Annotated in this window: 20 protein-coding genes; 11 read left to right on the forward strand and 9 right to left on the reverse strand. The window is 57.1% G+C overall.

The window, feature by feature from the left end; all coding sequences use genetic code 11:
• The first annotated feature begins 201 nt into the window (after positions 1 to 201).
• Positions 202 to 1104 carry a DUF4349 domain-containing protein gene (locus tag VF639_RS14720; RefSeq protein ID WP_331146681.1) on the forward strand — a complete coding sequence of 301 codons (903 nt, stop codon included), beginning with the start codon at positions 202 to 204 and terminating at the stop codon, positions 1102 to 1104.
• Between the two features lie 74 nt (positions 1105 to 1178).
• On the opposite strand, the gene VF639_RS14725 is transcribed toward VF639_RS14720, so the two are convergent.
• The 8 genes from VF639_RS14725 to VF639_RS14760 all read right to left on the reverse strand — a co-directional run bounded on the left by VF639_RS14725 (position 1179) and on the right by VF639_RS14760 (position 11831).
• Complete coding sequence (locus VF639_RS14725) at positions 1179 to 1514, reverse strand: phage holin family protein (RefSeq protein ID WP_331146682.1); 336 nt, start codon at positions 1512 to 1514, stop codon at positions 1179 to 1181.
• 141 nt (positions 1515 to 1655) lie between these two features.
• Positions 1656 to 2750, reverse strand: a complete 1095-nt coding sequence (locus tag VF639_RS14730; RefSeq protein ID WP_331146683.1) for an agmatinase family protein — start codon at positions 2748 to 2750, stop codon at positions 1656 to 1658.
• Positions 2751 to 2880: 130 nt separating this feature from the next.
• A complete protein-coding gene (locus tag VF639_RS14735; RefSeq protein WP_331146684.1) occupies positions 2881 to 3501 on the reverse strand; it encodes a chemotaxis protein CheC in 621 nt (206 codons plus the stop codon).
• Positions 3502 to 3578: 77 nt separating this feature from the next.
• Positions 3579 to 5207: a chemotaxis protein CheA gene (locus VF639_RS14740; protein ID WP_331146685.1), complete on the reverse strand. Its 1629-nt coding sequence runs from the start codon at positions 5205 to 5207 to the stop codon at positions 3579 to 3581.
• Positions 5204 to 6286 (reverse strand): CheB methylesterase domain-containing protein, encoded by a 1083-nt coding sequence (locus VF639_RS14745; protein WP_331146686.1) that lies wholly within the window; start codon positions 6284 to 6286, stop codon positions 5204 to 5206. The genes VF639_RS14740 and VF639_RS14745 overlap by 4 nt, the downstream gene beginning before the upstream one ends.
• An 80-nt stretch (positions 6287 to 6366) precedes the next feature.
• Positions 6367 to 6735 carry a response regulator gene (locus tag VF639_RS14750; protein ID WP_245124572.1) on the reverse strand — a complete coding sequence of 123 codons (369 nt, stop codon included), beginning with the start codon at positions 6733 to 6735 and terminating at the stop codon, positions 6367 to 6369.
• Positions 6736 to 6814: 79 nt separating this feature from the next.
• Positions 6815 to 7321, reverse strand: coding sequence for a chemotaxis protein CheW (locus VF639_RS14755; RefSeq protein WP_331146687.1), 507 nt, complete (start codon positions 7319 to 7321; stop codon positions 6815 to 6817).
• Between the two features lie 85 nt (positions 7322 to 7406).
• Positions 7407 to 11831 carry a HAMP domain-containing protein gene (locus VF639_RS14760; protein WP_331146688.1) on the reverse strand — a complete coding sequence of 1475 codons (4425 nt, stop codon included), beginning with the start codon at positions 11829 to 11831 and terminating at the stop codon, positions 7407 to 7409.
• 350 nt (positions 11832 to 12181) lie between these two features.
• Here VF639_RS14760 and topA point away from each other — a divergent pair, with 350 nt between their 5' ends.
• From topA to VF639_RS14795, 7 genes are all read left to right on the forward strand, one after another.
• Positions 12182 to 14683, forward strand: coding sequence for a type I DNA topoisomerase (gene topA / locus VF639_RS14765; protein WP_331146689.1), 2502 nt, complete (start codon positions 12182 to 12184; stop codon positions 14681 to 14683).
• A gap of 283 nt (positions 14684 to 14966) precedes the next feature.
• On the forward strand, positions 14967 to 15800 hold the full coding sequence (locus tag VF639_RS14770; RefSeq protein ID WP_331146690.1) for a DUF4846 domain-containing protein: 834 nt from the start codon (positions 14967 to 14969) through the stop codon (positions 15798 to 15800).
• A gap of 125 nt (positions 15801 to 15925) precedes the next feature.
• Entirely contained in the window at positions 15926 to 16618 is a 693-nt protein-coding gene (locus VF639_RS14775; RefSeq protein WP_331146691.1) for an SIR2 family NAD-dependent protein deacylase, read from the forward strand.
• A 120-nt stretch (positions 16619 to 16738) separates the two neighbouring features.
• Positions 16739 to 17299, forward strand: a complete 561-nt coding sequence (locus VF639_RS14780) for a metal-dependent hydrolase (RefSeq protein WP_331146692.1) — start codon at positions 16739 to 16741, stop codon at positions 17297 to 17299.
• 75 nt (positions 17300 to 17374) lie between these two features.
• On the forward strand, positions 17375 to 21106 hold the full coding sequence (locus tag VF639_RS14785; protein ID WP_331146693.1) for a hypothetical protein: 3732 nt from the start codon (positions 17375 to 17377) through the stop codon (positions 21104 to 21106).
• 182 nt (positions 21107 to 21288) lie between these two features.
• On the forward strand, positions 21289 to 22395 hold the full coding sequence (locus VF639_RS14790) for an AAA family ATPase (RefSeq protein WP_331146694.1): 1107 nt from the start codon (positions 21289 to 21291) through the stop codon (positions 22393 to 22395).
• A 1-nt stretch (position 22396) separates the two neighbouring features.
• Positions 22397 to 23005, forward strand: a complete 609-nt coding sequence (locus VF639_RS14795) for a hypothetical protein (RefSeq protein ID WP_331146695.1) — start codon at positions 22397 to 22399, stop codon at positions 23003 to 23005.
• Between the two features lie 378 nt (positions 23006 to 23383).
• On the opposite strand, the gene VF639_RS14800 is transcribed toward VF639_RS14795, so the two are convergent.
• Positions 23384 to 23551 (reverse strand): hypothetical protein, encoded by a 168-nt coding sequence (locus VF639_RS14800; protein WP_331146696.1) that lies wholly within the window; start codon positions 23549 to 23551, stop codon positions 23384 to 23386.
• 205 nt (positions 23552 to 23756) lie between these two features.
• Between VF639_RS14800 and VF639_RS14805 the strand changes: the two genes are divergently transcribed.
• The 3 genes from VF639_RS14805 to VF639_RS14815 all read left to right on the forward strand — a co-directional run bounded on the left by VF639_RS14805 (position 23757) and on the right by VF639_RS14815 (position 24951).
• Positions 23757 to 24089, forward strand: a complete 333-nt coding sequence (locus tag VF639_RS14805; RefSeq protein WP_331146697.1) for a LytS family sensor histidine kinase — start codon at positions 23757 to 23759, stop codon at positions 24087 to 24089.
• A gap of 65 nt (positions 24090 to 24154) precedes the next feature.
• Positions 24155 to 24706 (forward strand): LytR/AlgR family response regulator transcription factor, encoded by a 552-nt coding sequence (locus VF639_RS14810; RefSeq protein ID WP_331146698.1) that lies wholly within the window; start codon positions 24155 to 24157, stop codon positions 24704 to 24706.
• A complete protein-coding gene (locus tag VF639_RS14815) occupies positions 24652 to 24951 on the forward strand; it encodes a LytTR family DNA-binding domain-containing protein (protein WP_331146699.1) in 300 nt (99 codons plus the stop codon). The genes VF639_RS14810 and VF639_RS14815 overlap by 55 nt, the downstream gene beginning before the upstream one ends.
• The last annotated feature ends 62 nt before the right edge of the window (positions 24952 to 25013 follow it).

Here is a 25013-nt window from a genome sequence, read left to right on the forward strand (position 1 = left end):
ATAATAGCCCCGCCAGCCATCGGTATTGATCATAGCCTTCAAGTAAATTTTACCCCGGATAGCGGCTTGCAAGGTTGTTTTCGGGCAATTCGGGACGATTCGGGTGGAGAGCCGCGATAGATACTAGATATCCTCAACCAACCGTTGAGTGCAGGTGAAGGGGGTTTGAGCGAAACGAACTACACTTTAAGGTCCTGTATCATGCGCAAAGCCCCGTGGTTGCTCTTGTTGTGGTTGTGTTTGCTGGCAGCCTGTAGTCAGAAGCGGGAGGCCACATCCGAGGATAAGATACTAAAGCAGAATGTGTTGATGAATGCCCCGCCATTGCAGGAAGCGGAATCGGCAGGGGCGCCTCAAGCTATAGTCTCGGAAGAAGTCAGTCAGGACAGCCCCGCCCAAACAATCACTGCCACGGCCGCGCCGGCTGCCACGCGCAAGCTCATTTACCACGCCGAAGTGCGGGTGAAAGTGGACGACCTGGACCAAGCTAATGCCCGTATGGACAGCCTCACCCGCACGTACGGCGCCTACGTATCGGATGCTTCGGAAACGCGGCAGGATGGCGAGCGACAGCACCAAATGAAAATCAGGGTGGTGCCGAGCCGCTTTCAGGCTATGCTAGGCAGCCTCAATGGCTTGGGCACCTTGGTAACTAAAACGCTCAGCACCGACGACGTGACGGCCGAACACGCCGACGTATCGGCGCGGCTAGGCACCAAACGGGCCTTAGAGCAGCGGTATATAGCCTTGTTGGGGCAGGCCAAGAAAGTGTCTGATATTCTGGAGATAGAAGAGAAACTAGCACAAGTGCGGGGCGATATAGAATCCACGGAAGGCCGCCTCAAAACCCTCAACGACCAAGTGGCTTACTCGACCATCACGCTAAACTACTTCCAGGAAATCACTCTGAACGCCCCCGACGCGCCGGTCATCTCGTTTAGCAGTCGGCTGGTGCAGTCTTTTTATGACGGGTGGGAATTGCTCACGGGCCTGGTGCTGGCACTGGTTACGGCGTGGCCACTCCTGCTCGGTGGTGCGCTCGGCGTGTGGGGTCTGCGCGCATGGCGGCAGCGCCGCCGACAGCGGGCTGCTGCTTCAGTTTAATAACTTCTACGCATAACACCAAAACGCCCCGACTGCCAAGGCAGCCGGGGCGTTTTGGTGTAGAAACGATTGTTCTAATCTACTACCGCATCCACAACGGACGTTACGACTGACAGCACGACGCTAAACAGCAAAGCCGACAGGAAGCCATCAACCGAAAAGCCGGACAGCAACGCGTCGGCAATCATGATGATGGCCGCGTTGATGACCAGCAGAAACAGGCCGAGCGTCAGCACTGTAATAGGCAGCCCAAGCAGCTTCAAAATTGGCTTTAGCACGGCGTTCAGGACGGCTAACACGATAACCAGCAGAATAGCGTCACCAAAGCCGCCGATGTGGGAGCCAGGTAGGAAAGCAGCCAGCAGATAGGTGATAACTGCGGTGAGCAGAAACTTGAGAATGAATCCCATGCGCGTAGAGAGAAATAAGTGAGGGAGAAAGTTGGGGAATGTACGCGGATGAGGTAAAAAGGATAGTTTGCTTGGTGCCTGGTGCTTAGGCCGTTCAACTACTGATAAATGAACGACCTAAGCACTAGGCACTAAGTTATTCTACTTTTCAGCGGTTCTGTCGGTGAGGCGGCCTTGCGAGACGCCCATCCAGTTGGCCATGCTGTAGAGCAGGCGCGCCCCCACAATAGCATTCCACTCGGTGTCGCCGGGGGCTACTTCGTTTAGGTCGCAGCCGATGATGGTACGGCCCGAGCGTACTACTTCTCGAATCAAGTAGAGGGCTTCTTCGAACTCCAAGCCGCCGGGCACGGGTGTGCCGGTACCGGGGCAGAGCTTGGGGTCGAGGCCGTCGATATCAAAGCTCAGGTACACCTTCGCTGGCAGCTGCGCAATGATTTTGCCGCACACCTTCTTCCACGATTTCTTGGCAAACCGCTCGTCGCTCAGGAAGCGGTTATGAAACATCACGATGCGGCCCTGGCTTTGCTCGACGGTTTCGGCTTCCTGCTGGCTCAGGTCCCGAATGCCGACTTGCACCAGCTTCTTCACCTGCGGCAGCTTCAGCGCATTGTACATGATGGAAGCGTGTGAGTATTCGAAGCCTTCGTAGGCGGGCCGCAAGTCGCAGTGCGCGTCGATTTGCAGGATGCCAAACTCCTCGTGGCGCTCGGCCAGCGCGTGCAGATAGCCGAGAGGGGTGCTATGGTCGCCGCCGAGCAGCACTACGCCCTTGCCGGCGTCGAGGTAGGCGCCGGTTTTTTGCTTGAGGTAGTTCAACAGGCTTAACCCCTGCTTGGTAATGGCAGCCGGCACGTCGGCGTGTGTGGCAGCTTCAGCGGCGGGCTCGCCTGCTTCCAGCCACTTGATGTAGGCGGCCGCCTGCTTGCGCAGTTGCTGACTTTGCTGCGCCACTTTTTCGTCGGCATCTTCCATGGCCAGACCCATGCGCCAGGCGTCCGGCATATCCGGGTCGTACAGATCCACTTGCAGGGAGGCCTCCCGGATGGCATCGGGGCCTTCGGCGGTGCCGGCCCGGTACGAAACGGTTACTTCCCACGGCACGGGCACTATAACTACCTGCGCTTCCTCCACGGTGAATGGCAAGCCGTACACGCCGCCCTGCGAGTCGCCTAAGGCATTAGGATCAAAGCTGGCTAGTTTATGGTCGAGTGCAGAGGACTTAGATGAAGCCATAAGGCAATACAGTGAAGTGGTGAGAGTGTGAAATGGTGAATTTGTGAAATGGTGAGTTTGACGTTTCTCCGGCCCCACTGGCACGGTTAGAACGTCAAACTCACCATTTCACAAATTCACCATTTCACCACTAAGAGGGTTGGCCGTTTAGGAAGTCGTAGGTGCGGATGATATCGAGAATCTTCTCGAAAGTGGGCCGGTCGAAGAACAGCATCAGCGGCAGCTCCACCGAGTTGTCTTTGTCGGAAAACTGCGTAATAACCGAGAATATCAGAGGCTGCACCAAGGGCTGAGCTAGTAGCAGGTTGTGCAGGGAGGCGGAAATGTCGCCGCGGGGCGCAACGGGCGGGGCTCCGTAGATTCTGGCTTTCAGAATATTGGCTAGCTGCGTTACCAGGGCCCCGGTGATTATGTTGCTAATTTCCAACAACAGCGACTCCTGCATCTCATCGATGCGGGTAGTGGCCGGCGTATTCATGCGCAAACACACCTTGGACAGGCGCTGAATATGCAGCCCGGAGAAAAACATCAGCGTCGTGCCGTTGAAATCACCACGAATGTCGGACTGCACTGGCACATGGTTTTCCTGGATGGTACGTACCAGGTCCAAAATACCGGTACCAGGCACCAAATCGAGGCTAGGCACTTCCAGAAGCACCTTTTCTTGGGCAATCACCGCAAACGAATCGGCGGCGCGGGCCAGTCCTATGTTCAGAATTTCGCGGACCACGTCGCGCTCCAGTTCCGTCATGTGCAAGTCCATATTATTCATTCAATTGGCCTGTCGCTGCGGTAGCGTGACTACAGCGGAATCAGCATTACGTAAATTTAAGGTCGCCGGGCAAGAAATAGTCGAGTTAAGGCGGGTACGTCGAGCACCAGGCACACCTGCCCGCTGCCGAGCAGCGTAACGCCCCCAAACAATTCGATGGTATCCAACGGTTTACTCATCGGTTTGATGACAATATCTTGCTGACGCAAAAAACGATCAACGACAAGCCCGAGTTTGCGATTGTTGTAAGCGATGATGATAATATCCTGCCGGCCCTGCACATCGGCACGGGAAACAGCGGCCATGGGTCCGTCCCCGTTCAGCAGCCGCTGCAGGCTAACTACGGGCACGTTTTCGCCCTGCACGCGGGCCATCAGCAAGCCGCCCACTATGTGCAGCTGCTCCGGCAGCAACGACACCACCGAGTCGGTGTGCATGAGGGGAATGGCGTAGCTGCGTTTCTCCATTTCGAAAAGCAAAGCGCCCTTCACTGCGATAGAGGTCGGCAATACCAGCGTGAATGTGGTACCCTCCCCCAGCTTGGAATCGACGCGCAGCTGCCCCCCTAACGAGTCGATAGCCAGCTTAACCACGTCGAGCCCCACGCCCCGACCGGAAATCTCGGTTACTTCCTTGGCCATTGAGAAGCCGGGCTCAAAGAGGAAGGCCCGCACTGCATCGTCGTCGAGGGTTTTGGCAATCTGTTTGGGTACCAAACCCCGCTCCACGGCTTTGCGGCGCACCTGCTCGATATTGATGCCTTTGCCGTCGTCGATTACCTGAATCAGCACGTCGTCGCGCTCGGTTTGGGCGGAAAGCTGCAAGTGCCCTTCCGCCAACTTGCCAGCTTTGATGCGCTCTTCGGGCGTTTCGATGCCGTGGCCCACCGCGTTGCGAACCAAGTGCAACAGCGCGTCGGTAATGATCTGGAGGATGTTGCGGTCGATCTGAATGTCCTGGCCGCTCAGGGTTAGCTCCACTTGTTTGCGCTCGGCGGTGGCTACGTCGCGCACCACCCGCGGAAACTTGTTGAGCAGGGAGCCGACATTTACCAGGCGCGCATCCATCACCGAATACTGCAGCTCATCGGTGATGCGAAACAGATGGGCGGCCGTATTCTGGAGGGCCGGATTGCCAATTTCCTGGCTCAGCGTGAGAATACGGTCCCGGTCGATAATCAGCTCGCCTACCAAATTGAGCAGGTGGTCGAGCTTCTTGATCTGGATGTACACCAAGTCGGAAAGCTCCAGCTTGCGGTTAGCTTCTTCGTCGCTGAGGTCTTCTTCCGGCAGTTCGGGCTCTTCGCCTTCCACCAAACGGTTGAGGTTGTCGAGCAGCAGGGTCACGTCGGGCAAGGCAGCTTCCTCGCCCACGGCCCGAATCATGCTACCAAGCGTATCGACCCCCGAGAAAAGCACCTTGCTCAAGCTGCCGGCAAAGTTGCGCTGCTTGTCCCGAATCAAGCCGAAAATGGTTTCCATGTGGTGCGCCACCTCCCCGATTTCGGTGAAGCCCATGGCCCGGGAATTGGACTTCAGGTTGTGCATGAGCCGGAACAGCTCGTTGAGGGCGGGCTGGTCTTGCGGGTTGCGCTCTAACTCACTTATATGCTGGCTCATGGCGTCGTAGTACTCGAGCGCCTCGGCCATGAATATTTCCCGGTATTCCTGCTCGCGTGATTTCATAGCTCAATCAACCAACGCGACGAAGGAACAGACAAACTTGCAGGACGCGCCCCGGCCACCACCCGCCGGAATTTTCCCGCGTACAACACAATGGCGGCGGGCAATTCCACCAACGGCAGCACCGCATTGGCCGCCCCCGCCTCGATAACTGATTTCGGCATCGAGAAAACCACCGAGGAGGCTTCGTCCTGTACCAGCACCGTGCCGCCGTGCTGCCGGATGGCCTGCGCTCCTAGGGCTCCGTCGCGGCCCATGCCGGTAAGCACTACCCCAAGCACGTTGCTACCCACCGTATGGGCAACCGAACGCATGAGAATATCAATAGAGGGCTCATCACCGGAAAGGCTGGCTTCCATAGAGAAATCAGTTTGCCAGCACTGCCAGGGGGTATGCAAGGCCTTACTTACCACAAGGTTACGCCCGCCTGGCGCCACCAGAATGTGGCCGGGCACCAGCGGAGTACCCGCGCCAGCGGCCATAACCGGCAGTGAAGTAGCTCGCGCCAAGCGCTTTACGAATGACCCGTGAAAAGAAGCCGGCAGATGCACTGCCACCAGCACCGTACAAGCTAACGTAGCTGGCAGCGCCCGTACTAATTGCTCGACAGCGGCCGGACTACCCGTCGAGCCCCCAATTACCACCACGCCTCCTGGCACCCCCGGCACGGCAGCGGCGCTACGTACTTGCCGGAGCGGGACAGCAAGCCGCGGCACTGTTACCTGGACTTTGCGCAGAATGGCGCGGGTCCAATCTGCTACGGGAGCATCAGCTAAGATGAAGTCGAAAACGCCCCACCGGCCAGCTTCCCGCAACATACCGGGCAGCGGCTGGCTTTCGCAGTAAAGCAATACGGGCAACACCACATGGCGGCTAACCACTTCGATGCCACGCAGTTGCAACTCGCCGGCAATCAGGAAAGCGGGCCGGAGACGACGGATTTGGGTGATCAACTCAGCCGGCTTTTCGCTGATACTGGTTACGCGTAGCCCTAGCTGCAGCAGCAGCCGCGTTAGTGCAAGCCGCCCGGCAGTGGGCAGATTGCCAAGCAAAACAGTTTGTGGAGCGAGAATATCAGGCACGAGAAAGAAACAATACAAGCAGGCTCGCAACCGACCAGAAAACCGGCCGGCTGTGTAGTAAGCAACTCTGTAGCAAAGTGCTACTCAGCGCTTAGGGCTCCTCCCACTATCTCCAACACCTTCTCCTCGGAAAAAGGCTTCACGATATATGCGGAAGCCCCACTTTCCAGGGCTTCATTCACAATCACCTCCTGACCCACGGCGCTGCACATCACCACCTTCACGTCGGGGTCGTTTTCGCGTATGCCTTTGAGCACGTCGAGGCCGGTGTTATCGGGCAGAATTACGTCGAGGGTAATGAGGTCGGGCTTGGTGGCGGCGGCCATCTCGATGGCTTGTTGGCCGTTGGCGGCCTCGCCTACTACCTCATAGCCAGCATCAGTAAGCACATTCTTGAGCATCGTGCGCATGTAAAAAGAGTCGTCGACGATGAGGATGCGGTTTTTCATAAGACGTATTTCAAAAATCCAGGGGAGAGCAGAAGGTATGGAAACTGGACGTTGTACGGCGACCAGCAGGCAAAGATGTTTAAGAAGACTGCAACTGCATGATTTCGGAGGGCGTGAGCAGCTTCAGCATGTCGAGCACGATGATGATGCGGCCGTCTACCTTGGCGATGCCTTCGATGTACTTGTCGTTGATGTTGATGTCTTGGATGAATTCCGGCGCTTTTTCAATGATGGAAACCGGAATCGACAATGGCTGCGGCACTTCCCGCACCACAATGCCAATGGTGTAATCCTTGGCTTCGATAGCTAGCGTGTACGACGTAGCAGGCAGTTCCTGCCCCCCCGGCCGCAGCCCAAAACGCTCTTCCAGGTCAACAATGGCAATAATGTCGCCGCGCAGGTTGGCTATGCCTTTGATGAACGGCGGTGTTTTGGGCATACGGGCCACTTCGGGGGTTATCGTTACCTCTTTCACCTGCTCGATACGCAGGCCGTATTCCTCGTCGCCAAGCCGGAACACGATTAGTTGAATAATGGGGTCAGGCTTGGCCGTTTTCTTATCGTTGGTTTGTGCTGCGTCAGGCATTTAGCTGGAAACCTAAAAGTGAGAATCAAGAAGTCAGACTAGCAGCAATGCCACGCTTTGTATTTATTTGCCGCGTGGCATCGTGCTATTGCTCCTTTTCCTTCTCTTTCGACCGAGTTTTGGCAGTGGGCTTATCTGTGGGGGCGGGGGCTGTTGTTGGCTTCTTAGCCGTACCGTTAACGCCGGCCGCAGGAGCTTTTTCTTCGGTTGCAGTCCGGCGGCGGGCTTTGCGGCTCCGCTGAGCTTCCGCCTGCTCCGCGTTGGTTGACTTCCGCACCGGAGCCGGAGCTTCGGCGGTGGCACGCACGTCGCCGCGGCGAGTGGCAACCAATGGCCGGGCGGCCACAGCTTGCGCGTGGGCGGCATCCGTGGCCGCATTGGCGCGGCGCGTGTGAGCCCGGTCGCGCTCGGGAGTGGCAGAAACCGCCTGCGGTGGCGCTGGGCGGCGCGTAGTGCGGCGCACACGAATAGGCTCCGGTTCGGGCTCCGGCTCTATTTCCTCCAGCAGCTGGAAGTTGGAGAGACCTAACTGCAAGTCGTCGGCAATGTCGGTCAGGCGCTGGCTCGATACCGTTAGCTCGTACATCGAACTGGACAACCCTTTGGCCGTGCCGGCCACTTGTTGGGTACCGGTGGCGGTTTGCTCGGCAATGGCTACCACTTCTTCCACGTACTTCACCACGTCGCCAATCGAGGTTTTTTGAATCTCGGTGGCCGTGAGAATGTCGCGGGAGGTACGGAGGGTTTCGCCGGAGCTGGTGGCAATGTTCTTGAAGGCCGAGCTGGCCTCGAACGTAGCGTTTTTCCCTTTCAATACCCGGCCTTCCATGGTGGAAATAGCCGTAGCTGCGCTGGTAGTATCCTTTTTCACGTCGTCGACCAGCGTCCCGATTTCCGAAGCCGAGCGGCGTGAGCCTTCGGCCAGTTTCCGGATTTCCTCGGCTACCACCGCAAAACCGCGGCCGGCTTCACCAGCGCGGGCCGCTTCGATGGCGGCGTTGAGGGCCAGCAGGTTGGTTTGCGAGGCAATGTCGGTGATGACGGCCAGCGTCTTGCTGATGTCCTGTGAGCGGTTGGAAAGCACTTCGATGGTACGGGCCGTTTGAGCTGCTGCCGCCGAAATTTCTTCCATATTCTTTACCACCTCGGCTACCGTTTTCAAACCGAGCTGCGAGGTTTGCTCCCCAAGAATAGCGGCTTTGATACCCACGTCGGCCTTGCCGGCCGTTTCCTTGGTAGCCTGCATGATTTCTTCAATCAGCTTGAAAGCCTGGTCGGTCTTGAGGGCTTGGTTTTGAGCACCTTCGGCCATTTGCTGCATGGCCAGGGCCACGTCAACGGTTACCCGGCTCATCTCCTCGCCTTTCGCCGCCATTTCCTCCGACGACGTCCCCACTACCTGCGACGACTCGTTGATTTCTGCCAGCAGGTCGTTGAGGTTGTCGACAGCCAGGTTGAGGGCGTCGGCCATGGCTTGGATGTCGCCGGCCGTCTGGATTTCAACCTGTTGCGTAAGGTCACCTTCTGATATAGCCCGTACTACGCGGCTCACTTCCAGTACCGGCGAGGCAATGGATTCAAGCAGGTCGTTGAGCGTATCCACGATTTCCTTCCACGAGCCGCTCACGCCACCTACCGTAGCGCGTTCGGTTAGTTTGCCTTCCACCCCGGCCACTTTGGCCACGCGGCTTACTTCCTGCGCCAAGCGGTTCAGGTCGTCCACCATGCGGTTGATGGTGTCGGCCAGCTCGGCTACTTCGCCTTTGGCTTCCAAGGTCAGTTTCTGCGTCAAATCGCCCTGCGATACGCCGGTTACTACCTTGCCGATGCCCCGCACCTGCGTGGTGAGGTTGGCAGCCATGGTATTTACGTTGTCGGTCAGGTCTTTCCACACGCCGCTCACGTTGGGCACCTGCGCCTGGCCGCCAAGGCGACCTTCGGTGCCTACTTCCTGCGCCACGCGGGTTACTTCGCCGGCGAAGATGTTGAGCGAGTCCACCATCCGGTTGATGTTGTCTTTGAGGTCGAGCAGCTCGCCTTTTACATCTACCGACACCTTCTGGCTTAGGTCGCCGCGGGCTACGGCGGTGGTTACGTTGGCAATGTCGCGCACCTGGCTGGTGAGCGAGGCGGCCATGAAGTTTACGTTGTCGGTGAGGTCTTTCCAAGTACCGCGCACGTTTGGTACATCGGCCTGGCCGCCGAGCTTACCCTCGGTGCCTACTTCGCGGGCTACCCGGGTTACTTCGTCGCCGAACGTGTTCAGCGAGTCCACCATCTGGTTAAGGTTTTCCTTTAACTGCAGCAACTCACCTTTCACATTTACAGTTACTTTCTGACTCAAGTCGCCTTTGGCAACGGCGGTAGCTACGTTGGCAATATCTCGTACCTGAGAGGTCAGGTTCGAAGCCATGGTGTTTACGTTATCGGTCAGGTCTTTCCAGGTTCCCATAACGTTGGGCACCGACGCCTGGCCACCGAGGATACCTTCGGTACCCACTTCGCGGGCCACGCGGGTTACCTCACCAGCGAAGATGTTGAGCGAATCTACCATCTGATTAAGGATGTTCTTCAGGTCGAAAATTTCGCCTTTCACATCCACCGTCATCTTCTGCGTCAGGTCGCCTTTGGCTACGGCGCTGGCGACGTTGGCGATGTCGCGAACCTGAGAGGTCAGGTTCGAGGCCATGAAGTTTACGTTGTCGGTCAGGTCTTTCCAGGTGCCACTTACACGAGGCACGGCGGCTTGGCCGCCGAGCTTCCCTTCCGTACCTACTTCGCGGGCCACGCGGGTTACTTCGTCGCCGAAGATGTTGAGCGAATCCACCATCTGGTTGAGGATGTTCTTCAGCTCCAGAATTTCGCCCTTCACGTCCACCGTCATCTTCTGGCTCAAGTCACCACGCGCTACGGCAGTAGCTACGTTGGCAATGTCACGCACCTGACTCGTCAGGTTCGAAGCCATGAAGTTTACGTTGTCGGTTAGCTCTTTCCACACGCCCGCCACGTTGGGCACCGACGCCTGGCCCCCAAGCTTACCCTCAGTGCCCACCTCCAGCGCCACGCGGGTTACTTCGCCGGCAAACAGATTCAGCGAGTCCACCATTTGGTTCAGGTTCTGCTTCAAATCGAGCAGTTCACCTTTCAACTCCACGGTGATTTTCTGCGTCAGGTCGCCTTTGGCAACCGCCGTAGCGACGTTGGCAATGTCTCGTACCTGCAGAGTCAGGTTGGAGGCCATGAAGTTTACATTATCAGTCAGCTCCTTCCACACGCCCGCCACGTTCGGCACCGAGGCTTGGCCCCCAAGCTTACCTTCGGTGCCTACTTCCAGGGCTACGCGGGTTACTTCGCCGGCAAACAGATTCAACGAATCCACCATCTGGTTGAGGTTCTGCTTCAAATCGAGCAACTCGCCTTTCACATCTACCGTCATCTTCTGGCTTAGGTCACCTTTGGCTACCGCGCTGGCTACGTTGGCAATATCCCGCACCTGACTCGTCAGGTTGGAAGCCATATAGTTTACGTTGTCGGTGAGGTCTTTCCACACGCCGGCTACGTTTGGTACGGAGGCCTGGCCGCCGAGCTTGCCTTCGGTGCCTACTTCCAAGGCCACGCGGGTTACTTCGTCGCCGAAGATGTTGAGCGAGTCCACCATCTGGTTGAGGATGTTCTTCAGCTCCAGAATTTCGCCTTTTACATCCACCGTCATCTTCTGCGTCAGGTCGCCTTTGGCTACGGCGCTGGCCACATTGGCGATGTCGCGAACCTGAGAGGTCAGGTTCGAGGCCATGGTGTTCACGTTGTCGGTGAGGTCTTTCCACACGCCGCCTACGTTCGGCACCGAGGCTTGGCCGCCGAGCTTCCCTTCCGTACCTACTTCCTGCGCCACGCGGGTTACTTCGCCAGCAAACAGGTTGAGGTTGTCGATGGTCTTGTTGATGGTTTCGGCCATCACCTTGAAGTCGCCGGATACCGGAATCTGAAAGGTTTCGTCGAGGTTGCCTTTGCTGATATTCTTGAGCACCTTGCCCACTTCCAGCACCGGCACGGCAATACTATCGACGAGGCCGTTGATGTTGTTGATCATGTCGCGCCAGAAGCCGGCGGCATTGTCGGCGGAGGCGCGGGCCTTCAGGTTGCCTTCTACGCCGGCCACTTTCGAGATGCGCGAAACTTCTCCACCTACCCCGCCTATCATCTCTACCATGGAGTTGTAGGCTTCGGCTATTTCCGCGAAGATATCGTCGGTTTGTTTGGTCAGCCGCACCGATACGTCACCTTTCTTAAAGGCATCGAGGGCAAAAAGCACCCGGGTGAGCTGGTCGTTGACGTAGTTGGGGTTTTGGACGGCCTCGTTGCTACGGCTGGTGCGGCTGGTGCCGCGTTTGCGCGTGCTTTCCCCGTTCGATGCAACCTCGGCGAGTTGGCCGGGCTCAATAGCGGAGTCGGGGGTAGCCGCGGGAGTGGTGCGGCGGGTGGAGGGGGTAGTAGTCTTACCTGATGCCATAAAGTAGGAGTAGCGAGGCCCGTGAAAAGTGGGCGAAGCAAACAAGAACACGCCTAAAATGGCTTTTGTTCTACTTGGCAAAGGTAACGAATACACCCATTCCGCCGCACAGCATTTACGTATAGCAACTATAGTTTGAAAAGATTTCGTGAACCAGTTAGGTTAAATCTGCTGTTGGCTTCATGCCGTAACTGAAAGGGGTGTGGCAGAGTTATTGTGCGACAAGCACTGGCACACCAGATTATTCCATCATCTTTGCGGCAAAATTCAACATTCTTGCTCGTCGCCGCGTTTTCTATCTAATTCTTACTATTTAGCTGGTTCTCTACCGCAGCATTTTTACCCACCCAATGGTCAAAAACCTAGTCATCGTCGAGTCACCTGCCAAAGCCAAGACCATAGAAGGGTACTTGGGTAAGGACTATATCGTTAAGAGTTCCTTCGGCCACGTCCGCGATTTGCCCAAGGATAATAACGCCATTGACATTGCCAACGGCTTTAAGCCCACCTACGTGGTGTCGGCCGACAAGCGCGAGATAATCGCGCAGCTCAAGAAGCTGGCGAAGGAAGCGGAAACGGTATGGCTAGCGAGTGACGACGACCGAGAGGGAGAAGCCATTTCCTGGCACCTGGCCGAAACGCTGAACCTAAGCGGCACCGACAAAACGCGCCGCATCGTGTTCCGCGAAATCACCAAGAACGCCATCCTCAACGCCATTGCTAGCCCGCGGGAAATCGACCTGAACCTAGTAAATGCGCAGCAAGCCCGCCGCGTCCTCGACCGGTTGGTGGGCTTTGAGCTAAGCCCGGTGCTCTGGAAAAAGGTGAAAGCTGGCCTCTCGGCGGGCCGCGTGCAGAGCGTGGCCGTCCGCATTGTGGTAGAGCGCGAGCGGGAAATCAACCAGTTCAAAATATCATCAGCCTACCGCATTACGGCTCGCTTCGACGCAGGCCGCGGAGCAGTGCTGGAAGCCGAACTGCCCACACGCTTCAAAACTCGCGAAGAAGCAGAAACCTTCTTAGCGCGCTGCGTAGGAGCCGATTATCGGATTGAAAATCTAGAGAAGAAGCCCGGCAAGCGCAGCCCGGCCCCGCCATTCACTACGTCCACCTTGCAACAAGAAGCCTCGCGCAAGTTGGGCTTCTCGGTAGCGCAGACCATGAGCGTGGCGCAGAAGCTCTATGAAGCCGGCAAGATCAGCTACATGCGGACCGACTCGGTGAACCTCTCACAGGACGCCCTAGACGCCGCCCGCGTGGAAATCAGCAGTGCTTACGGTCCAGAGTACGCCCAAACTCGGGTGTACAAAACCAAATCGGCCTCAGCGCAGGAAGCCCACGAAGCTATTCGCCCCACCGACTTCTCGCTGGTAAAAGCCGGCGCCGACTCGCAGGAGCAGCGCCTCTACGACCTGATTCGCAAGCGAGCTATGGGCTCGCAGATGGCCGATGCCGTGATTGAGCGGACGGTAGCTACCATTGCTATTAGCACGCAGCCAGGCGTTTTACTGACTGCGACGGGCGAGGTTATCACCTTCGAGGGCTTCCTGAAAGCCTACGCAGAGAGCAAGGACGAGGAAGAACTAGACGAAACTACTAGTACCGACTCGTCGTTTTCGCGTGGCTTGCCGCCGCTGAGCGTGGGCCAGCAGTTGCCTTTGCAACTGCTGCGGGCATTGGAGCGCTTTACGTCGCCGCCGGCTCGCTACACCGAGGCTTCGCTGGTGAAGAAACTAGAGGAAATGGGCATTGGCCGGCCTTCCACGTATGCGCCCACCATCAGCACCATTCAAAAGCGCGGCTACGTAGAGAAGGATTCCCGCGAAGGCAAGGAGCGCAAGTTCAACGTGCTTTCCCTGGACGGCGACACGGTGAAGACGGAAGTGAAAACCGAAACCTTCGGGGCAGATAAAGCCAAGCTTTTCCCCACTGATACGGCCATGGTGGTCAACGACTTCCTCGTGGAGCACTTTCCCGTCATTGTCGACTTCCAGTTTACGGCGAAAGTAGAAGATGAATTCGACCAGATAGCCAACGGCCACGAGTTGTGGACCGATATGCTGGCTGGCTTCTACGGCACTTTCCACGCCACCGTGGAGCGCGGCCAGGACATCGAGCGCAGCACCTTAGGCAGCACCCGCGTTATTGGCATTCACCCCGAAACCGGCCAGAAGCTTACGGCTCGCTTGGGTCGCTATGGCCCGTACGTGCAGATCGAGCCGAAGGAAGGCGCTCCGGAAGACGAAAAGGCTGTGTATGCCAGCTTACGCAAAGGCCAGTTCATCGAGAACATCACCCTGGAAGAGGCGCTGGACCTGTTTAAGCTGCCGCGCATCGTCGGGCAGTTCGAGGACAAGGATATGACCGCAGCCTTGGGTCGATTCGGCCCCTACATCCGCCACGACAGCAAGTTCTACTCGCTCACCAAGGAGCAGGACCCGCACACCATCACGGCTACCGAGGCCATCGAGTTGATTGAAAACAAGCGCAAAACCGATGCGGAACGCCTCATCAAGGCCTTCCCCGAAAATCCGGATGTGCAGGTTTTGAATGGTCGTTTCGGCCCTTACATCGTGGCGGGCAAAAAGAACGTAAAAATTCCGAAAGGCGAAGAACCCGCTGGCCTCACGCTGGAGCGTTGTTTGGAACTGGCCGCCGCCACTCCTGACAAGCCCGCCAAAGGGGGCCGCTTCGCCAAGAAAGCCGCCCCCGAAGCTGATGCAGCCGATGCCGCTGATAAGCCAGCCAAGAAAAAGCCAACGGCTGCCGCCAAGAAGCCTGCGGCTAAAAAGCCAGCAGCCAAGAAAGCACCTAGTACTACCGCCAAAAAAGCTACGGCCAAGGCCAAGTAGAGCTGTTACTTGTTGGATAACAACCAGCCTGCCACCCATTTGGCAGGCTGGTTTGTTTTAATACTAATGCATACCTGAGATTCAGGCGCGGATAATTCGCCGCGTTCTGTCAGCTTTACTTAACTACTGGTTGCGAAGTGCTAAAAGCGCGGGTCCGGCCGTTGTTGCTTCAGGTTCAGGTTGCTGGAGCCGACCCAAAGTAATTTTAGCGTATAGCTTTATGATAGCGCGTTTAATATTTTTAACTGCTTTAGCGGCTGTTGCGCTAGCCTGTGGCCAAGCAATGCCCACAACCGAACCAGAAAACAGCCCAATAGCCGCCCTCGCGCTGCCTGATGCCGCTCCAAACCGGTACCCGTGGCTACCAATAGGCACCTATAACGTGAAGCGAAGCTTAGCCGCTCGGTTCGCAGTACCGCCGGGCTGCCAACGCATGACGGTGAGGACGGGCTCCTTCGGCCATTGGCTACGCTATTTGCCGCTACTGCCAGCCGGCACGGCGGTGCATCTCTATGATGGCAAACTGAAAGACCCACAGACTGTACATGCGGCAGTGCTGAATATCGATGTAGGCACCCGTGATTTGCAGCAATGCGCGGATGCTGTTATCCGCCTACGAGGTGAATACGAGTTTTCCAGAAAGCCCGATCAAGTGCATTTCCACCTCACCAGCGGCGACGACATCCGGTTTGCAGATTGGTACGGCGGCCAGGGATTCCGCGTGAACAGTGGCGAAGTAGTGGCTGCTTCCAAAGCCGTAGAGCAACCTACGCATGCAGTATTTCGCCGCTACCTCGACCAAATTTTCACCTACGCTGGCACGTTGTCCTTGGCGCGGGAGCTAACGCCTATGCCCCTCACCGATGTGCAGCCCGGCGACGTATTTATCCGGGGTGGCTCGCCGGGCCACGCCGTGCTCGTGCTGGATGTAGCCGAGCACCTCAGTACCGGTCGACGCTACGTGCTGCTAGCCCAAAGCTACATGCCCGCGCAGCAGATACACGTGCTCCGCAACACCGATATATCGAGGGGTGCATGGTTTGCCGTAGATCCTGAAAATGCCCGATTTACTACGCCAGAATGGGTATTTAGGCGCGAAGAATTGCGGCGGTTCTGAAAATTCAGAACTATCTAACCCTCTACTCTATCGACAGTTCCACGCCATTGCAAATATGCCTTCATAAAGGCAGTTTTGTATGATTCAACTCTCGGCACAAGCTGAAGATCTTGCTACATTATACTATGAGAAAAAAACTGGTGGCCCTTACGGGCGCGGGCATAAGTGCGGAAAGCGGACTGGCTACTTTTCGAGGTTCGGATGGACTTTGGGAAGGGCATCGGGTGGAAGATGTGGCCTCGCCGGAAGGATGGGCCCGGAATACGGAACTGGTGCTTGACTTTTATAACCAGCGGCGGGCGGCGGCGCGGGCCGCACAGCCTAATGCGGGCCACCGGGCCCTGGTAGAACTGGAGCAGCAATTTGAAGTGGTGATCCTAACGCAGAATGTGGACGACTTGCACGAGCGGGCTGGTTCGTCGCGCGTGATTCACTTGCACGGCAAGCTGTTCGAGTCGCGCAGCTCCTTGCATGAAGAACTGGTGTACCCGATGGAGTCGGATCGGATTGAGTTGGGGGAACTGTGCGAAAAAGGGCACCAGCTCCGGCCGAATATTGTGTGGTTTGGTGAGCAGGTACCGCTGATGGAACTGGCCATGGACGAAGCAGCTACCGCCGATATTTTTCTGGTGGTGGGCACCTCGTTGCAAGTGTACCCGGCAGCCAACTTGGTGCACTACGCGCCCAGCTCCTGCCCTATCTACGTTATCGATCCGCATCAGCCGCCACTGGTGGGCCGGCCCAACCTGCATTTCATCACGGAACCTGCCAGTACCGGCGTCCCGCGGGTGGCGGCAGAATTGCAGGGTAGCTTGTAGGCTATAGCGCAAAGCCTGCGCTTCGCGCGTCGTTGCACGGCATCATTGCTACTTCAGCAGTTCGTCGATGCGCAAAGCACAGGCTTCACGCTACAGCCACTGTATCCTTATTGTAGTTTCATGGCTTCAGTTTTCGGACATACTGCGCTAGGTGCGACCCTAGGTGTACTGCTGCTGCCAGAGCGACGGCACTGGCGGTGGTGGGTGTTGGCGGCCGCCTGCGCGTTTTTACCCGATGCCGACGTGGTGGGCTTCAAGTTTCAGGTGCCTTATGCCGGGCTGTGGGGCCACCGGGGCCTGACGCATTCCCTACTGGCGGCGGCCATAGTTGCCTCGGTATTAGTTGGCTTACATAGCTGGCGCCGTGTGACTCAAGCACCAGGACTGGCGCGGCTATGGCTGCTGCTGTTCCTGGCTACGGCTTCGCACGGCGTGCTTGATGCCATGACGACGGGCGGTTTGGGAGTGGCTTTTTTCAGCCCCTTCGACCCACAGCGGTATTTTTTTCCGTTTCGGCCCATTCAAGTGTCTCCTATTGGCATCCGAAATTTTGCGGGGCAATGTGCCCTGCGGGTACTTGCCAGCGAGGTGGTTTGGGTGGGGCTGCCCTGCCTGCTATTCCTGCTGCTCACCAAGGTGGTCAAGCGCAAAAGCCAACCTTTAGAGGATAGAGCAGGTTAAATGAAAAAAACTCAAATTAAATCTGGGTTAAATTCTTGCTGACTCCTGCTTTTGCAGGCCTCTAGCCTACTTCTTATGCATTCACATCTGCGCTGTCTGTTGCTGGCAGCTTTTAGCCTGGCCGCAACCTCCCCCGTTCTGGGCCAGACTTCCGCCCCGGCAACCCATACGGTTTACCTGCTTGGCAACACTGCCACCGCCGACTTGCCCACCGCCCACCTCCAAGTCCTCCGCAAAACGCTGGAGCAGCAAACAGGTACATTCACGGTAGTTCATCTTGGTGATATAGTGGGGCCGAAAGGACTAGGCAGCAAGCAGGATTCCAGCCGAGTAACTGAAACGGCTCGTATTGATGCCCTTTTGGCCTTGGTACAAGGCCTACCAAACGGCAAGATTTACTTTGTGCCCGGCGACCGGGATTGGGCCAACTCCGGCCCCGATGGGTTGAAGCGAGTGCGTCGCCTCGAAGAGTATATTGAAAAGCATCTGCCCGACCAGAATGCCTTCGCCCCCACCGGCGGCTGCCCCGGCCCGGAAGTAATCGATGTGGCTCCCAACGTGCGGCTGGTAGCCTTGAACACGCCTTGGTTTACGCACCCTTTCGACCGGCCCGAAGCCCCCGATACCGATTGTAAAACCCTCACGCAGGAAGAGTTTCGGGAGCAGCTACAGGATGTACTCGACGATACCAAAGGCAAGAACGTGCTGCTGGTCGGCCACCAGCCGGTGGTCAGCAACGGCGTGTACGGCGGCAGCCAGCCGCTGAGCCGCCACTTGTTGCCGCCGGTGGTGGGCAGCATCTACGCGGCATACCGGCAGAATGTGGGCACCCCGCGCGACATGGCCAATCCGGCGTATCAGGGGTTTCGCAAAGAGATGCTGAACACCCTGCGCGACAACCCCGGCGCGGTGTACGCGGCAGCGCACGATTACAGCTTGCAGCTCACCCGCGTCGAAGAAAACTACCACTTGGTATCCGGTTCTTTCAGCGAGAAGCAGCACGTAGGAGCCAACGCCAGCTCGCAGTTCAATAAATCGGAAGAAGGCTTTTCGAAGCTGGAATACTACGCCGATGGCACGGTAAAGGCCTTTTTCTACGCCTTCGATGGTGCGGACACGGCTGCCAGAGAAGCGTATGCGGCCACCCTGTTTCAGTCGGCCTGCCAGCAGCCCCGGCTGCCCAACGTGCCCGTGAACAGCTTTATTCCGGAGTGCCCCACGGCACCCAAAGGCGTGGTCGAAGTGAAGCCCGACGCGGCCACCCCGCCCGTGCAAACGCTGGCGGCGGGCAAGCAGTATGCCGGCACGGGTGGAGCACGGTTTTTCCTGGGTCCGCTCTACCGCTCGTCCTGGACGCAGCCGGTTTCGGTGTCTACGCTGGATTTAAACACCGAAAAAGGTGGTTTACGGCCTTTCGGGCGCGGCGGCGGACGCCAGACCACCTCGCTTAAGCTGATTGCCGCCGACTCGTCGGAGTACGTGTTTCGGTCGGTTGATAAGGATGTAACCAAGATTCTGCCGCCCGAGCTGCGCAATTCGGTGGCGGCCAACGTGCTGCGCGGCATCACGCCCACGGCCCACCCCTATTCAGCGTTGGTGGCAGGTTCTCTGCTCGATCAGACTGATATTCTGCACGCCCGGCCGCGCTTGTTCGTGCTGCCCGATAACCAGCAGCTTGGGCCATACCGGCAGGAATACGCCGGCTTGTTTGGCACGCTCGAAGACCGGCCCGTTGACCCCAAGCCCAACCTGCCCGGCTTCGGTGGGGCCGACGAGGTGCGCCGCTCGTTCAGCTTTTTCCGTCAGCTCTACAAAGACCACGACAACCGTATTGATGCCGTAGCCTTCGGCAAGGCCCGCGCCTTCGATATGCTGGTGGCCGACTTCGGCAAGCACGAAGACAACTGGAAATGGGCCGGCTACAAGCAAGGCAAGAACACCGTGTACAAGCCTATTCCGCGCGACCGGGACCAGGCTTTTACCCTCTGGAACGGCCTGCTGACCTACCTCGCCAACCGCGAATGGGCCGTGCCGAGCATCGAAGATTTCCAGAGCGAATTCAATGACCTGGAAAGTTTGAACTGGCCCGCCCGCAACCTCGACCGGTTTCTGCTCCAAAGCCTGACGCGGGAGCAATGGCAGGAAATCGGGAAGTACATGCAGACGAAGATTACGCCCGCGGCCATCGACCAGGCCACGGCGCAGCTGCCTAAAGAAATGATGCCGCTGTCGGGCAACGACCTGAACCGCAAGCTGAAAGCCCGCATTCAGGAGCTACCTAAAGCGCTGGACGACTACTATCTACTGCTGGCCAAGCGTGTGGATGTGGTGGGCTCCAACAAAGCCGAAGTATTCCAGGTGGACCGCCAAGCCGATGGCAATGTGCGGGTGCGCATGTTCGACAAAGCCAAAGAAGGCGACCAGCCCGACGGCGCACCGCTGTTCGAGCGCACCTTCAAACCCAAGGAAACCGCCGAAGTAAGCTTGTACGGGCTCGATGGCAAAGACATTTTCACGGTAACCGGCGCCGCCAAAAACAGCGTGCTGGTACGCATCATCGGCGGCGAGGGCAAAGACCAGATTACCGACAACTCGCAGGTAAGTGGGCTGCGGACGCTCACTAAAGTGTACGACGTGCCCGACACCGACCTCAAGCTAGGCTCGGAAAGCGACAACCGGACTTCCGCCAAGCCCACCGTAAACGACTACGACCAGGAAGCGTTCAACTACGACGGCTACAAGCCCCGCGCCACGCTCATTTACAACCAAAGCGACGGGTTTGGCGCTGGTATCGGCTTCGATATTGTACGCCAGGGCTTCCGCAAGCCGGGCTTCAAAAACCTGTATGGCTTCGATGTGCAGGGTTCCACCAACGGCAACTTCGAGGTGGCCCTGAATATGCGCCACCGCCACGCTATTGGGCTGTTCGACATTGGGGCCCGCGCTGAATACGGCAACTTCTTTCAGTTCTACAACTTCTTTGGCCTCGGCAACAACACCACCAAAGACGACAACCTCTACGACAACAACTACTACAAAGCCCGCTACAGCGGCTACCGGGGCAATGTGTTCACCGAGCGGGTGTTCTTTCAGCGTAGCCTGCTACGCTTGGGCGCCGGCTACGAGCAGTACGAAACCAACTTCGCCCGCAACACCTACTTGGGTCAGCTAATCGATAATCCAACGCAACCCGATGTGCCCGTGCCGAACACCTCCGTGCAACGGCTGGCGGGGCTGAATGCGCTGGTGGACCTGGACTTGCGCGACCGGCAGCAATTTGCCCGCCGGGGCGTTCGGCTGCGGGCCCAGCACGACACCTACTTCCAGCTCAACAACGACAAAAGCACCTACGGCCTCACCCAAGGCTTCGCCGAATACTACGGCACCGCCCGCCTGCTGATTCCGGTGACGCTGGTGCTCAAAGGCGGCGGCGCCAAAACCTATGGCGACACCGAGGAAATTCCGTTCTACAAGCTCGCCTACTTAGGGCAGCGCGAAAACCTGCGCGGCTACGTCCGCAACCGTTTCACCGGCGACGCCAGCGTGTTTTTTAACTCCGAGCTGCGCTTAGCGCTTGGCCAGGTGAAAAACAACTTCCTGCCCTTTTCCTACGGGATATTCGGGTTTTACGACAAAGGCCGGGTGTACTACAAAGGCAACTCGCCCGGCGGCTGGCACGACGGCTACGGCGCCGGCTTCTACCTGGCCCCTGTCACCGACCAGCTGGCGTTATCAGTGTCCTACCAGGTATCACCCGAAGAAAGCGGCCTGATCCAATTCGGCCTCGGCTTCCGGATTGATCAGTAGCAGGGCTTCTAGAGCCTTTACTCTGTTTCATTGCACAACTTCAAAGGTTTTGCGTGCTACACTTGTAAGGCTGCTTACGTTTATAGTCCGCTACGCCCGTTCAGATATCTTGTGGATAAATAGCTACGGGTAGTATCATATTAGGAACGCTACGCCCTCCTCACCACTCTTGCACTACTGTCATGCTTTCGCGTCTACAACTCAAAGACTTCACTGTATTTGCCGAGGCTGATTTTCGCTTTAGTCCCGGACTCAATGTGATTATCGGGACTAACGGCGCGGGCAAAAGTCATGTATTGAAAGTAGGGTATGCTGTGTTACGACAACTTGAAAGACGGTTAAGAAGTATTGCTCCGCCTATCAATGGCCCTCAATCTGTAGACAACGAAATTGCTGAAGCGGACGACAACGGTTTGCGACGCAAGCTTATTAATGTATTTCGTCCAGCACCTGAGAAAATCACCGGACTTATGCGTGGGGGAAGTAATATTCTCGAGACGGAAATACTTTTTGAAATAAACGAAGACGAAGATTCACATGGGACCTTTCTAATCTACTCGCATGGGAGTAGCATGGAATCATCACCTCCTTTTTCTGCTATAAATGCGGCACAAAAGGGCCTGTTATTTCCATCTGTCTTTATTCCTGCCAAAGAAGTTGTAACGTTGAGCTGGATGCTGCCTGCTTCTGACCAACTGAAGCTTCCTATCGATGAAACATATATCGACCTTCTGCGACAGTTGCGCGGTCTGCCACTGCGGCAGCCGGAACCTGCCGCCGCCGCTGCCCTTGAGACTCTAACAAATATACTCGGCGGCGAAGTGGAAGAAGAGAGCGGACGCTACTATCTGAACTCCGCCAACCAGTCGGCCCGCCTAGAAATGAATATGGTGGCCGAGGGGTTGCGCAAGTTTGGCACGCTGCAAAAGCTGCTCAGCAACGGTAGCCTTACCCCGCGTACCACGCTGTTCTGGGACGAACCTGAATCCAATCTTAACCCTGCTTTGCTGCGCCAATTAGCTGAATTGCTAGCAAATTTGGCTAGGGCCGGCTTCCGGATTATTCTGGCCACACACAGCCTATTTTTGCTTAAGCAATTTCATATTCTTAGCCGCGCCAAAGACCAGTCAGCACTCCCTATTCGCTACTTCGGCCTGAACACCAAGCCAGATGGACCCACGGAAGTAGTAGCCGTGGACGACTTCGAGAAACTACCGGATATCGTGGCGCTGGAGGAGGAAATTATTCAGTCCGGAGAGTTCCTAGACGTGCTGAATCAGTCGGAATAAGATGGCGCAGCTTTTTGAGGAGGGAAACCTGCAATTATCTTTTCCAGACGGCTGGGCCGTTATTAAGTATGATAAGCCGGGCAGTTTCTATCAAAAATTTATCAAACCCATCGGCGCCGACCTGACGGCGGTAGACTTCGTAGCTGCTACGCCAGACCAGCGGCGGCTGTGGCTGATCGAGGTTAAAGAATTTCGCGGCCACGAGGTCGAGAACCGTAAGCGGGTAACTTCGGGTGAGTTGGGCGTAGAGGTCATGAGCAATTTCCTAGATACTCTGGCGGGACTGTATGTGGGCTTACATGGGCGACAACAAGAGTTGGAGGGGTTAGCTGATGCTTTCCGTAATCCCGACGTAGAGATATATGCTACGCTGCTAATTGCCGCCGATCCACTTCCTACTCAGAAACGTAATCTTTACAAACAGCTGCCACCTAATGAGCAAAAGCGTCTGGACGCCGAGCTAAAGTGGCGCGGAGACCTGTTGCAGAAGTTAAAAGTCCGCTTGAAGCAACCTTTTCGGTTCTCGGTCTTTTTGTTCGACCACGATACCATTGAGGCTCGTTATGGCTGGACGGCCCGCGTGCTTCCAAGCAGTATGGACGCAGAATAGCAAACTCAGTTTCCATCCACATGGTATCCGCTATAATCACCTGCGTGTGCAGCCATCTGGCCCCGTCACCGGACAGCTGACATTGTCGGTGTCCTACTAGGTGTCGCCCGAGGAAAGCGGCTTGGTCCAGTTCGGCCTCGGTTTCCGCATCGACCAGTAGCAACGGGACCTCACCCCTAGCCCCTCTCCAGGGGAAGAGGGGAACTAGTACTAGGAGTAGCTCTAATCTAGGCAGTAAGCCGTCTGGCTCCCCCTTCTCCAAGAGAAGAAGGGGGCCGGGGGGATGGGGCAGCTAGAGCTAGAAAACTATTTCCCCTCTCCCCAAGGAGAAGAGGGGGCTAGGGGGTGAGGTTAACCACGTGAACGGTAACGCAACTCCTACGCCGGCACCTTCAGGGCCGGCACCGAGGTCAGCAACCGGCGCAGAGCCACCACGTGCGTAAAGGCCACCACCGGCACCACAAAAATCGGCAGCCACACGAACGGAAACTGCATCACCGCCACATTGGGCTGCTCGAAGGCCAGTTGCTGCAACGGCGTGGGCAACGTCAGCCCGCCAAAGGCTTCGCCTGCGCCGCCGGTCCCTGGCTTGAGGCGCCACCTGCGGACGTCAGAGCAAGCAGGACCGTGCCACGCAAGCCCAATGCTGCATTACACGCCTTAGCAGGTCCTCGCTCTCCACAAGCTCCACGCCCTTTCCTTAACTGCTGTCCTCTCAAAACCTCTGACCCGCTTCCGCGACGACCTGCAAGTGGAGCGCGACATAGCCCCGGCCGCTTACGCCGCCAACGTGGCCCCTCTGAGCCTGCAAATGCTAGTCGAAAACGCCATCAAGCACAACGTTATTTCTCCGGAAAACCCGCTCCGCGTGATGCTGCGCGCCGGCGGCAGCACCGAAGGCTATTTCAGCGTGATGAACAACGTGCAGCCCAAAACCAGCCTCGAGCAATCCACCAAAGTTGGCCTACGCAACATCATCAGCCGCTACCGCCTCCTCTCCGAGCGCCCCGTAGAAGTGCTCCGCGAAAACGGCCTGTTCACCGTCCGAGTACCGCTTCTTCAGGAGCTAGAAGTGAGGAACTAGGAGTTAAATCCTCGTATTTATCAGTCCTACTAGCTGCTAGCTTCTTTCTCCTAGCTTCTTGATACATGAAAATTCTGCTTATCGAAGACGAGTACCCTGCGGTAGAGCGGCTGCAACGGTTGCTACGGCAGGCCGACCCCAGGGCCGTGGTGCTCGATGTAGTGCGCAGTGTGGCTACGGGCCGCCAGTGGTTTCGGCAAAACCCCGCCCCCGACCTTATTTTGAGCGATATTCAACTGGCCGATGGCCTGAGCTTCGAGATTTTCGACCAAGTTGGCCTCACCAGCCCCATCATCTTCACTACCAGCTACGACGAGTACGCTATCAAAGCCTTTCGGGTGCGCAGCGTCGATTACCTACTCAAGCCCATCAAGCTCGTTGATTTGCAAGCTGCACTAGCCAAGTACCACGACCTGCGCGCGGCCTTCTCTGCCGTAGAAAACAGCCAGCGCCTCGAACGCCTGCTCGACAGCCTACCCCTGACCGGCCGACCCTACAAAACCCGTTTCTTGGTGGCCAGCGGCGAACAGCCCTTACCCCTGGAAGTCGTGCCTATTTCCAGATGCGCAACGAGCTGGTGTACCTCGTTGGCCGCGACGGCCGTCGCTTCGTGGTAGACTACACCTTAGAGCAGCTAGAGCGCCTCCTCGACCCGCAGCAGTTCTTCCGGGCCAGCCGGCAACTACTCACGCACCTGAGCGCCGTACGTCGCCTGCACCCGTACTTCAACGGCAAGCTAAAGTTGGACTTACATCCTGAGCCACAGCAAGAAACCTTAATCAGCCGCGACAAAGCTGGTGCGTTTAAAGCATGGCTGGAAGGCGAGGCTCCCGTGGGCAAAGCAGTACGCAACGCGTCTTGAGGAAGCGCCGCAGATGGGAAAATTTCAAGAAAAGATGGTCTGCCTTCCGCAAACGGCTATCT

It is taken from the genome of Hymenobacter sp. (assembly GCF_036387835.1).
Classification (GTDB): Bacteria; Bacteroidota; Bacteroidia; order Cytophagales; family Hymenobacteraceae; genus Hymenobacter.

Coding starts and splice junctions, on each gene's coding strand:
- VF639_RS14720 (WP_331146681.1), top strand. CDS start 202: ATGCGCAAAGCCCCGTGGTTGCTCTTGTTGTGGTTGTGTTTGCTGGCA.
- VF639_RS14725 (WP_331146682.1), bottom strand. CDS start 1,514: ATGGGATTCATTCTCAAGTTTCTGCTCACCGCAGTTATCACCTATCTG.
- VF639_RS14730 (WP_331146683.1), bottom strand. CDS start 2,750: ATGGCTTCATCTAAGTCCTCTGCACTCGACCATAAACTAGCCAGCTTT.
- VF639_RS14735 (WP_331146684.1), bottom strand. CDS start 3,501: ATGACGGAACTGGAGCGCGACGTGGTCCGCGAAATTCTGAACATAGGA.
- VF639_RS14740 (WP_331146685.1), bottom strand. CDS start 5,207: ATGAAATCACGCGAGCAGGAATACCGGGAAATATTCATGGCCGAGGCG.
- VF639_RS14750 (WP_245124572.1), bottom strand. CDS start 6,735: ATGAAAAACCGCATCCTCATCGTCGACGACTCTTTTTACATGCGCACG.
- VF639_RS14755 (WP_331146687.1), bottom strand. CDS start 7,321: ATGCCTGACGCAGCACAAACCAACGATAAGAAAACGGCCAAGCCTGAC.
- VF639_RS14760 (WP_331146688.1), bottom strand. CDS start 11,831: ATGGCATCAGGTAAGACTACTACCCCCTCCACCCGCCGCACCACTCCC.
- topA (WP_331146689.1), top strand. CDS start 12,182: ATGGTCAAAAACCTAGTCATCGTCGAGTCACCTGCCAAAGCCAAGACC.
- VF639_RS14770 (WP_331146690.1), top strand. CDS start 14,967: ATGCCCACAACCGAACCAGAAAACAGCCCAATAGCCGCCCTCGCGCTG.
- VF639_RS14775 (WP_331146691.1), top strand. CDS start 15,926: ATGAGAAAAAAACTGGTGGCCCTTACGGGCGCGGGCATAAGTGCGGAA.
- VF639_RS14780 (WP_331146692.1), top strand. CDS start 16,739: ATGGCTTCAGTTTTCGGACATACTGCGCTAGGTGCGACCCTAGGTGTA.
- VF639_RS14785 (WP_331146693.1), top strand. CDS start 17,375: ATGCATTCACATCTGCGCTGTCTGTTGCTGGCAGCTTTTAGCCTGGCC.
- VF639_RS14790 (WP_331146694.1), top strand. CDS start 21,289: ATGCTTTCGCGTCTACAACTCAAAGACTTCACTGTATTTGCCGAGGCT.
- VF639_RS14795 (WP_331146695.1), top strand. CDS start 22,397: ATGGCGCAGCTTTTTGAGGAGGGAAACCTGCAATTATCTTTTCCAGAC.
- VF639_RS14810 (WP_331146698.1), top strand. CDS start 24,155: ATGAAAATTCTGCTTATCGAAGACGAGTACCCTGCGGTAGAGCGGCTG.
- VF639_RS14815 (WP_331146699.1), top strand. CDS start 24,652: ATGCGCAACGAGCTGGTGTACCTCGTTGGCCGCGACGGCCGTCGCTTC.